The organism is Collinsella vaginalis (assembly GCF_900176655.1).
In the GTDB taxonomy this organism is placed as follows: Bacteria; Actinomycetota; Coriobacteriia; order Coriobacteriales; family Coriobacteriaceae; genus Collinsella; species Collinsella vaginalis.
This window is the reverse complement of sequence record NZ_LT838843.1, coordinates 428,656-438,452: the sequence shown is the minus strand read 5'-3', so window position 1 is coordinate 438,452 and position 9,797 is coordinate 428,656. Positions and strand designations below refer to the sequence as shown.

Below are 9,797 nucleotides of genomic sequence, written 5' to 3'. Positions count from 1 at the left end.
GGATCCCGCCGCGACGGCCTCCTCAAAATCCTCGCTCATGCCGCAGGAGAGCTCGCGGAGGTCGAGCTCGGGGGCGCGCGACGCGAGCTCGTCACGGAGCGCGCGCAGGCCCTCGAAGGTCGCGCGGGCACGGCGGGCGTCGCCCTGCGGAGCCATCGTCATGAGGCCCCGGATGCGGATTCCCGTGAGAACACGCAGGTCATCGAGGGCGGAGCGGACCTCATCCGCCGTGAAGCCCGACTTGGTCGCCTCCCCGGAGATGTTCACCTCGAGCAGGACGTCCTGCGGGGCCGCGGCCGAAAGCTCCGCCTCACGGCGCAGGGCACGGGTGGAGACGGCTTCGGCGAGGTGCAGTGAGCTGATGGAGTGAATGAGCCCGACGCGGCCGAGGACCGCGTTGATCTTGTTTTTCTGGAGGTTGCCGATCAGGTCGAAGTCGACAGGAGGCAGATCCGAGCGGGTTTTGAGAGCCTCGAGTTTGGCGTTGAGCATCTGAGGTCGGTTTTCCGCGAAGTGTCGGTACCCCACTCGAATGGCGGAGAACAGCTCCTCGGGGCCCACGGTCTTGGAGACAGCGACCAGGCGGATGTCACCGGGGTCACGGCCGTTCGCCCGGGCCGCCGCCTCGATGCGCTCCATGATCTCCCCGCTCCTGCGCGCCAAGGCCTCCTCGTAGCTGTCCTCCATGCTGATCACCCCTCCTGTCCGCCGTCTGCGTTGCAAGCCATACTAGCGCAGACACGGAAAGCGATCGGAGGCGGCCGCGCCGGTGGCGGCAAGAAACGGCAAGTTCACACGCTTGGTCATCATCAAGGCGATTTCGCAGGCGTATGGAGCACCCGCGCACTATCTGCCGCAGCCATGCGAAAAGAGTCCAGACCACAAAACGTGCCCGCCTTGCATCCAAGGCCGGAGGAGTGCCAGCTTTGGAGCAGATGCTGCAAAGCGCGCCCGTTTTAAGTTCGATGCCGCAAGATACGCCAGCTTTGAATCCGAGTCCGCAAGACACCGATTCTGGATCCGAGTCCGCATAGCACGCCAGTTTTGGGTCCAATGCCGTAAGACACGCTAATCAGTTTTGCGTTTTTTCGAACTATGCATAGATTTCACGGCGAAACAGTCGAGATATGAACTGTCCTATGCAAAACGTAGATTTTTGCACCAGCGTTTACCTGGTCTTTTGATTTACCTTGATGTAGATGGCCGCAGTCGACTATTCATAACTCAACAGAATGCAATTTCGCGCCAAGGAGGGCCGATCGCTCCTCATGACGGGATCGGACCAGCCACAGCCATAGACGCCGGTCACTGCTCGGCGGGTCAAACGAGATGTTGCCGCGACAGGATGGTAACCGTTGCTGCAAGACCGGACCGCTCACCGCCATGGCAAGCCGGTCAACAGCTGCCAACCACAATCAGCCCGGCAGGACGACCTCCCGTTTTGCATTTCTTCGAGCTATGAATTGATTTCGCGACAAAATGGTCGAGATATGAACTGTCCTATGCAGAACGCTGATATTTGCACCAGCGTGTACCTGGTCTTTTGATTTACCTTGATGTAGATGGCCGCAGTCGACTATTCATAACTCAACAGAATGCAATTTCGCCGCCGCGTCCCATGAAAAAACCGGGGTCGCGGCCGAACTGGTGGTTCGGCGTCGCGGCCCCGGTCTCAATCGCCGGTTCGCGCAGATGCGCGAGTGCAGGCGAGCTGCTACTCCTCGATCTCCCCGTCCTTGACACGCTTGATGAGCTTCGCGAGATCCTCGCTGACCTCGTCCAGGGGAAGACGGCTGACATAGCGAACGTCGGCCTCGGGGTTCAGAATCACGCCCTCACCAGAGGGGATGCGCATGTCCTCGAGCTCCCCCTCATCGGCATCGGCGGCGTCGGCAAGACTCAGGCGACGGCCGGTCAGCATGAAGATGATGCGGCTCGCGGCGTCGATGGAGATGGAGGCGATACGGTCGAGGTAGCGCGCGACCATGATGACGCGGCGCAGATCGTCGAGGGAGTCCTCGTCGGCCATCTCCCCCGTGTTCATGCGGTTGTAGGTGCGGAAGAACTCCTCGTAGATCTCATGAACCGGGCCGTCCTGATCGAGGAGGTCACCGGCGAGCGTCATATCGTTGCTCACGAGGGCGCTCACAGACAGTCCGAGCACGCGGTAGACGAAGGTGGCCTCGCGCTCGATGAGCTCGATGAGCTCTGCGGGGAGCTCGATATCGGCTTTGACCTTCTTGCGGGCGGCGCGGGCGATGCGGAAGACCTTGTCGCTGATGCGCTGCAGGTTGTAGTTGACGAAGTTGATGGTCTGCAGGGTGCGGAAATCGGATGCCATGGGCCCCTGCATGGAAATGAGGTTGTAGCAGACGACCTCGAGGTTGTCGCAGCGGGCCTCGATGCGGCCGACCTCGCGCTTTGTCCGCTCCGCGAGGGCCGTGTCGTCGGTCACGAACGAGCGGACCGCATCATGCAAGGACAGGTCGAGGGCCTCGTAGATCGAAAGCATCTCGTGACGGGCCTCGATGAGCTGACGTGAGAACATCGTGCGCATACGCGTGTCTCCAATCATGTCCATGGAACGGACATCTTATAACCTGCAGGTTTGCAGTCCAGCTTAGGTCTAAAACAACAGGGTCTTGTAAAGGACTTGGACAGGGCCGGTAAAGGCTGCGACATGAGCGCGTCCCCTACCGCGAAAAACCGCAGGTAGAATCCAAACTAGAGCGCTCGGCCCGTGATCACGGCCACCGCCCCGTGGCGGCCGCAACGCCCGTGCTCGGCACGGTATGAGAAAAACCGGTCATTGTCGCGCAGCGTGGAGAGCCCGGCGTCGCGGATGGACCCCCCGGGCACACCGGCCTCTGTCAGGGCCTCGCGAATGCAGGCGGCGAGATCGAGCAGGCGCGATCCCGCGGCCGCGGCGGGCCGGACGGCGTCGAACGTCGCTGCGAAGTCGGCCATGAGCTCAGGCGAGACCTCGTATTCATCGCCTCGGATATGCGGACCGATCCATGCGCGAATGCCGGCGATATCCTTCCCCACCGTCTCGGCGAGCACCCGCGCCGCCTTCGCCGAGATCCGCGCCCGCGTGCCCTTCCACCCCGAATGCACCACGGCGAACGCGTCCCCGAGGGTCAGGATCACCGGAACGCAGTCAGCGAAGCAGAGCAGCACAGGGACACCGGGCACGGAGCACACAATGGCGTCCGCCCCGGCGGCGATCTCGTCCCGCACCCGGGCGAGCGCAGCGGGAGAGGCGTCGTCGACGAGGGCCACGTGGTCGCCGTGCACCTGGTTGGGCACGAGGAGCGCCCCCAACGGCGCATCAACCCCGAGGGCCGCGAGGACCCGGCGTCGGTTCTCCGCGACCGCCGCGGGGTCGTCGCCCACGTGCCCGCCCAGGTTCAGACTTGTGAACGGAGGCTCCGACATGCCACCGGTCCGTTCCGTGAACCCGAAGCGGACCGACCCGGCGAGCTCCCCCACCAGCGTGACCCCTTGGCGCGTCTCGCGCTTGAGCGTGCCCTCCATGGCGCCTCCTTGAATCGGTTCTGAGCCAAGCCTACCCCGCCGGGGACCAGCAGGACGGCACCGGCACCGGAGGAGCGGTGAAAACACACGGTGCGGGTGCCTCCGGACCGCAGGACAGGGCGGATGTGGGAATGGGATGCCACGGTGCGGAGCCACCGGAAACGGAGAAGAGCATCCCCCTTCACCAGTCCAGCGGACCCGACGCGTTAAAGGAAAACCCGACCGGGGCCGACATCGTGGAGCCGTGCCACCTCGACCAGGAGGGACGCGTCGCGCCTGTACCTGAGGTCGGCTCCCATAGAGAAAGCCTCCCATCTCTCGGACTTCTCTTTGCATGTCCAAGAAATGGGAGGCACCTCAAAACGCGACCAGGGGCCTGTTCAAGCCGATTGGAACGACGCTGATCCTAGAAGCTGCCGCGCTTCAGGAAGTCGGGCAGCTCGAACTGCTCGTTGCCGAAGCTCGGGAGCTCGGCGCCGCCTGCCGTGCGCGAGGAGCTCGAGCCCGTGTCACGGGAGCTCGCGGGCGCCGTGTCGCCCTGGGTGCGGGAGCGGCCCTGACCGAAAAGGTCATCCTGACGGTTGACGTTGGAGTCGGTGAAGCCGGTGGCGATGACGGTGATGCGCACCTGGTCGCCCAGGGACTCATCGACCACGGTACCGAAGATGATGTTCGCCTCGGAGTCGACGGCGTTCGCCACGAGGTCGGCGGCGTCGTTGATCTCCTGGATGCCGAGATCCTTGCTGCCGGCGATGGAAAGCAGGACGCGCGTGGCGCCGTCGATGGAGCTCTCGAGCAGGCGGCTGGAGATGGCCTGCTGGGCGGCGTCGACGGCACGGGTGTCGCCGGAGGCGACGCCGATTCCCATCATGGCGGTGCCGGCCTGACGCATGATGGTCTTGACGTCGGCGAAGTCCAGGTTGATGACGCCCGGGACGGTGATCAGGTCGGTGATGCCCTGGGTGCCCTGGGAGAGCACGCCGTCGGCCATCGAGAAGGCCTCGAGCATGGAGGTCTTCTTCTCAGCGATGTCGAGGAGCTTGTCGTTCGGGATGACGATCAGGGTGTCGACGCTCTCGGAGAGGGCCTTGATGCCCTCCTCGGCGGCGCCCTTGCGCTTGCGGCCCTCGAAGGTGAACGGCTTGGTGACGACGGCCACGGTAAGGGCACCCACCTCGTTCATCGCGATGTCGGCGACGATGGGCGCGGCGCCGGTTCCGGTGCCGCCGCCCTCACCCGCAGTGATGAAGACCATGTCGGCCCCGGCGAGCGCCTCGGCGATATCATCGCGGGACTCGTCAGCCGCCTTGCGGCCCACCTCGGGGTTGGCGCCGGCGCCGAGGCCACGCGTGAGGTCGGTGCCGATGTGGACCTTGATGTCGGCGTCGGAGATCGCGAGCGCCTGCGCGTCGGTGTTGATGGCCACGAACTCGACGCCGCGGATGTTCTCCTCGATCATGCGGTTGACCGCGTTCGTGCCGCCGCCACCGACGCCTACCACCTTGATGACGGCAAGATAGTTGTTGATCTCGTTCTCGTGCATGTGTCGGTCCTCCGAACGTCGGGGTTTCGCATGGTGCGTATGCGGTCGATCTCGCGACGTTAACCTTCAAGTTGAGATTAAACATCGAGGTAAATCACGGTATCTTTGCACAAAACCCCACGTCAAGTCAAACTGCATACGGCGAGCGGTCGGCATTCTCCGCAAAATCGGTCGANCGCGGCCGACGGCGCTGCGGGCGCGTCTCCGCGCTGGCTTCGCCCCCCCCGAAAACCACTGCGCCTGCCGCGCCCTAGCCCGTCTGCGCCGAGCGGAAGGTATAGGCGTCCGGGGTCCGGACGTTGATGTACGTCACGTTCTGCTCCTGCTCGAGCAGGCGCGTGACGACCCTCTCCTTCGTCTCGATGTTGTCGGGCGCGCCGACGGAGACCTCGACTCCCGAGGTGAGGTGCACGGAGATGGCCTCGACCGAGGGCAGGGAGATGTCCTTGACCTGCTTCAGGAAGTCGGCGGAGAACCCGGTCGCGTAGGCGAGCCCCGCGGTGATGACATCGGAGTCGACCGCGGCGCCGCTCACGGGCGACACGCCGCCCGCGACATCGGTGAACAACACCGCCCCAGCCTGACGGGCGAGGACGAGGGCGGCGTCGACTCCGGTGAGCTCCGTCGTCTGCGTTCCCTCCGGGAGCGTCGAGGGGTCTTCGACGACATTCCCGTCGGCATCTACCGTGGCCGCCACCGTGAGCGGCGCGATCCAGGTCCCGTCGGTGCTCACGGCCCAGGCGATATCGTCGGAGGCAAGGTACACGATGGCCGCGACCTGGCGCTCGCGCGGGGTGATCTTCAGCGTGTGCGGGAAGATGCGCTCGACGTCGACGCCCGCCACCCAGGGGAGCTTCTCCAGGCTCTGCGAGATGGCCGCCGTGTCGACGTTCAGGAGGGTCGCGTTCTCGGGAATCGAGATCACGGCCTCCATCTCCTCCTTCGTGACGCGCTCACCGCCGACCACCTGGATGTCGGTGGCGGCGAAAATGCTTGAGTTCGCGACGACGGCGAAGNGAGTAGGTCGCCGGCGTGCGGCGGGTCGCGGGCTTGGACCCCGCAGCCGGCTTCGGGGCCGGAAGGGGCGCGGAGGGTCGCACGTCCTTCGAGGACGCACGCCGGAACGTGGGCTTCGGGCTGCTAGAAGCCGAGGAACTTGACTTCCGTCTGGAGCTCGATGCCATGGGCCTCCTTCACCTTTCCATGCACGTGCCGGATGACCTCCAGCACATCCTGGGCACGGGCCGTGCCCTTGTTCACGATAAAGTTAGCGTGGACGGACGAGACCTCGGCCCCTCCTACGGAAAAACCCTTCAATCCACAGCCCTCGATGAGGGCCCCCGCCCGCGCATCAGGCGGGTTCTTGAAGATGGACCCGCAGGTGGCGGACCCGATGGGCTGGGTGCGACGCCGGCGTGTGAGCAGGCGCTCCATGCGCTCGCGAATATCGGCCTTGGGTGCGGGAGCGAGCTCGATCGTCGCCTCGAGCACGACCTCGTCATGCGGCAGGGAGGTCGTGCGGTAGCTCCAGGCTATGTCGTCGTGCGCGTAATGGCGTATCCCCTCGCCGGGCTTGTAGGTCACCACATCGCGCACGAGCGCGCCGATCCACTCGGTCGCGCTTCCCGCGTTCATCGAGACGGCGCCGCCCACCGTGCCCGGGATCCCGACGGCGAACTCAAGGCCCGAGAGGCTTCTCGTGTACACCTCGTTCACCAGGCGCGGCAGCATCGCCCCGGCCCCCGCCGTCACGGTCAGGCCGTCCTCGGCGAACGCGAACCGGGAGAACTCCCTGCCGAGGGTCACCACGGCACCGTCGTAACCGCCGTCGGACACCAGCACGTTCGAGCCCTTGCCGAGCACGACCCAGGGGACCTCCTCGCGAAGGAGGACCTCCATGGTGCGGCGCAGCGCATGGTAGCTGTGGCAGGTGATGTAGAGGGCCGCCGGCCCCCCGATGCGGTAGCTCGTATGGCGCGCCAAGCGCTCGCCCTCGACGACGTCGGTGTCGATCTGCTCGGAGAGCCGATAGGTGGCGTTGAAGAGGCCCATCGCCTAACGTGCGCCCTTCTCGTCGGCGATCTCGCGGGCGCGCTCGAGGTACTCGGGGCCCACGGTGGTGACATCGCCGGCGCCCATGGTGATGAGCAGGTCCCCGGAGGCCGTCATCTTGTCGATGGCAGCCATCAGCTCGTCGCGGCTCGCCGCGTAGACGACCTCCTTGCCCGGATGGCGCGCGGCGACCGTGTCGGCGAGCATCTTGGAGGTGACGCCGGGGATCGGCATCTCGCCGGCCGAGAAGACGTCGATCAGGATGAGGCGGTCGGCCTCGGCGAAGGCGTCGGCGAAGTCGCTCGCGAGCGCCTGGAGCCGCGTGTAGCGATGCGGCTGGAACACCACGCATACATGGTTGAAGTCGAGAGAGGCCGCCGCATGCAGGGTCGCCTTGATCTCGGTCGGATGGTGGCCGTAGTCGTCGACGATGGTGATGCCGTCCACGTCGCCCACATGGGTGAAGCGGCGCCGGACGCCGTCAAAGCTCGACAGGGCGCGCGCGGCGGCGGCGTCATCGAGGCCCAGCACCCAGGCGACGGTGAGGGCTGCGGTGGCGTTCAACATGTTGTGGCGGCCGGGGTTGCTCTTGATCTCGACCGGCAGCGTGCGCCCGTCGGGCAGGGAGACCGTGAAAGAGGATCCGATGCCCTCGGCGCGGCCGGCCTCGGTGATGCGGGCATCGCAGCCCTCCCCGAACCCGTAGGTGACGGTGCGCCGGCCGCTCTCGGCGGCGAGCTCGACCAGGCGCGCGTCGTCACCGCAGACGATGACGGTGCCCTCATCGCCGACCAGGCCCATGAAGGTGCAGAAGGTTTCCTCGATGGCCTCGAGCGAGCCGTAGTGATCGAGGTGGTCGGCCTCCACGTTGGTCACGACGACCACGTTGGGCTGCAGGTAGAGGAAGGAGCTGTCGGACTCATCGGCCTCGCAGACGAAGTGCTCGCCCTGGCCGTTGCGCCCGTTCGTGCCGTAGCCCTCGACGATGCCGCCGATGAGGAAGCTCGGGTCGAGGCCCATGCGGTCGAGCATGGTGGCGCACATGGAGGACGTGGTGGTCTTCCCGTGCGTGCCGGCGACGGCGACCGTGGTGCGCCCCTGCGAGAGGACGGAGAGCATCTTGGCACGGGGCCAGACCGGGATGCCGAGCTCGCGGGCGCGCATGAGCTCGGGGTTCGTCTCGGGGATGGCCGTCGAGACCACCACGACATCAGGGGCGAGCTCGTCGATGGTCTGGGCCTCGTGGCCGATGCGCACCGTGAGGCCCGCATGCGTGAGGTGCCGGATGTAGCGAGAGGTCTTGAGGTCGGAGCCGGTGACCGTGTAGCCGCGCTCATGGAGGACGAGGGCAATGCCGCTCATGCCCGCGCCGCCGATGCCTATGAAGTGGGCGCGCTTGAAGTCAGGCGTGGCGGTTCTATCGAATTCTGGCATGGTCAGCATGGAGGCTCCTTCAGGTTCAGATGCAACGGGCCCATTGTAGCGCCACGTGCGGACACGGCGGCGGCCGGGCGCGGCGCACACGGGAAGGGCATCGGGATATGCGGGCGGAAGTGGTGGCCGCTAGGCGCGCAGGGCTTCGATTTCGTCGGCGAGCTTCTCGGCGGCACGGTCGGCAACGAGCCCGTGCGCGGCGGCGCGCATTGCATCACGGCGCCCCGCATCAGTGAGGAGCCCGATGAGCTCGCGCTCGAAGTCCACGCCGTCGATGTCGGCGTCCGCGAACATCACCGCCGCGCCGGCGTCCACGAGGAAGCGCGCGTTCGTGGTCTGGTGATCGGCGGTGGCATGCGGATAGGGCACGAGGACCGATGGGACGGCGAGGGCGGCGATCTCGGCGATGGAGGAGGCCCCGGAACGCGAGAGCACGAGGTCCGCGGCAGCGAGGGCATCCCCCATCTCCGTGATGTAGGGGCGCACGTCCCAGCGTGCGGCCTCGTCGTCCGTGAGCGCGAGGGCTGAGCGCGCCTCCTCGAAGCCCGCGGCGCCGGTGGAGTGGACCACGCGCAGGCCGGGGATCGCGAGCAGGGCAGATTTCAGGGATGCGAGGCGCTCGTTCAAGTGGGCCGCGCCGAGCGAGCCGCCGAAGACGAGGAGGATCGTCTCCCCCTCCCCGGCACCGAGGGCGGCGCGGCCCCGCGCGCAGTCGCCGGCGAGCACCGAGGAGCGCACCGGGTTACCCGTCAGGCGGATGGCGTTAGGCGCGGCGCCGGCGCGCTCGAACACGGGGGCCACGGCGGGCTGAGCGATGGCGATGAGCGACGCGTGCCGGGCCGAGCGCTTGTTCGCGAGCCCGGGAACGGAGTTCTGCTCATGCAGGGCCACCGGGATCCCCAAACGCCGGGCGGCGCGAACGAGCGGCAGCTCGACGTAGGCGCCGAACCCGATGGCGACGTCGGGGCGCAGTGCGTCGTCGGAGCGGAAGGACTTGACGAGGCGGCCCTCCTCGCGGCTGATATGCGCGAGGGCCGTGAGGATCGTCCAGGGGCGGGAGCGGTCGAACCCGCTGACACGCACCGGGAAGAAGTCGAAGCCTGCCTCGGGGACGAGGGTCCCCTCGAGGCGGCGGGTCTCCCCGAAGAACCGGACCGCATGCCCGCGCCGGCGGAGCTCCTCGGCGAGGGCGAGGGCCGGGTTCACATGCCCGGCGGTGCCCCCGGCGGCG

The 9,797-nt window shown here is 66.5% G+C and carries 8 protein-coding genes; all 8 read right to left on the bottom strand.

From position 1 onward, the window contains the following. On the bottom strand, positions 1-687 hold a 687-nt coding region (locus CAP13_RS03545), incomplete at its 3' end, for a YggS family pyridoxal phosphate-dependent enzyme (protein ID WP_085830252.1). 1,027 nt (positions 688-1,714) lie between these two features. After that, positions 1,715-2,581: a phosphate signaling complex PhoU family protein gene (locus CAP13_RS03540; RefSeq protein WP_245798886.1), complete on the bottom strand. Its 867-nt coding sequence runs from the start codon at positions 2,579-2,581 to the stop codon at positions 1,715-1,717. Between the two features lie 143 nt (positions 2,582-2,724). After that, positions 2,725-3,537, bottom strand: coding sequence for a peptidoglycan editing factor PgeF (gene pgeF / locus CAP13_RS03535; RefSeq protein ID WP_085830250.1), 813 nt, complete (start codon positions 3,535-3,537; stop codon positions 2,725-2,727). A gap of 406 nt (positions 3,538-3,943) precedes the next feature. Next, complete coding sequence (ftsZ, locus tag CAP13_RS03530) at positions 3,944-5,080, bottom strand: cell division protein FtsZ (RefSeq protein ID WP_085830249.1); 1,137 nt, start codon at positions 5,078-5,080, stop codon at positions 3,944-3,946. A 250-nt stretch (positions 5,081-5,330) separates the two neighbouring features. Next, positions 5,331-6,197: a cell division protein FtsQ/DivIB gene (locus CAP13_RS03525; RefSeq protein ID WP_281248976.1), complete on the bottom strand. Its 867-nt coding sequence runs from the start codon at positions 6,195-6,197 to the stop codon at positions 5,331-5,333. A 23-nt stretch (positions 6,198-6,220) separates the two neighbouring features. Beyond that, the gene (gene murB, locus CAP13_RS03520; protein WP_085830247.1) at positions 6,221-7,132 is read right to left on the bottom strand and encodes a UDP-N-acetylmuramate dehydrogenase; all 912 of its coding nucleotides are present in this window, start codon (positions 7,130-7,132) and stop codon (positions 6,221-6,223) included. A gap of 3 nt (positions 7,133-7,135) precedes the next feature. Continuing rightward, positions 7,136-8,575: a UDP-N-acetylmuramate--L-alanine ligase gene (murC, locus tag CAP13_RS03515; protein WP_245798885.1), complete on the bottom strand. Its 1,440-nt coding sequence runs from the start codon at positions 8,573-8,575 to the stop codon at positions 7,136-7,138. Between the two features lie 120 nt (positions 8,576-8,695). Beyond that, positions 8,696-9,797, bottom strand: a 1,102-nt coding sequence (locus CAP13_RS03510; protein WP_085830246.1) for a UDP-N-acetylglucosamine--N-acetylmuramyl-(pentapeptide) pyrophosphoryl-undecaprenol N-acetylglucosamine transferase, incomplete at its 5' end; no start/stop codon positions are given.

Excerpts from the sequence above, each read along its gene's own strand:
- CAP13_RS03540 (WP_245798886.1), bottom strand. The coding sequence starts at position 2,581 with ATGGACATGATTGGAGACACGCGTATGCGCACGATGTTCTCACGTCAG.
- pgeF (WP_085830250.1), bottom strand. The coding sequence starts at position 3,537 with ATGGAGGGCACGCTCAAGCGCGAGACGCGCCAAGGGGTCACGCTGGTG.
- ftsZ (WP_085830249.1), bottom strand. The coding sequence starts at position 5,080 with ATGCACGAGAACGAGATCAACAACTATCTTGCCGTCATCAAGGTGGTA.
- murB (WP_085830247.1), bottom strand. The coding sequence starts at position 7,132 with ATGGGCCTCTTCAACGCCACCTATCGGCTCTCCGAGCAGATCGACACC.
- murC (WP_245798885.1), bottom strand. The coding sequence starts at position 8,575 with ATGCTGACCATGCCAGAATTCGATAGAACCGCCACGCCTGACTTCAAG.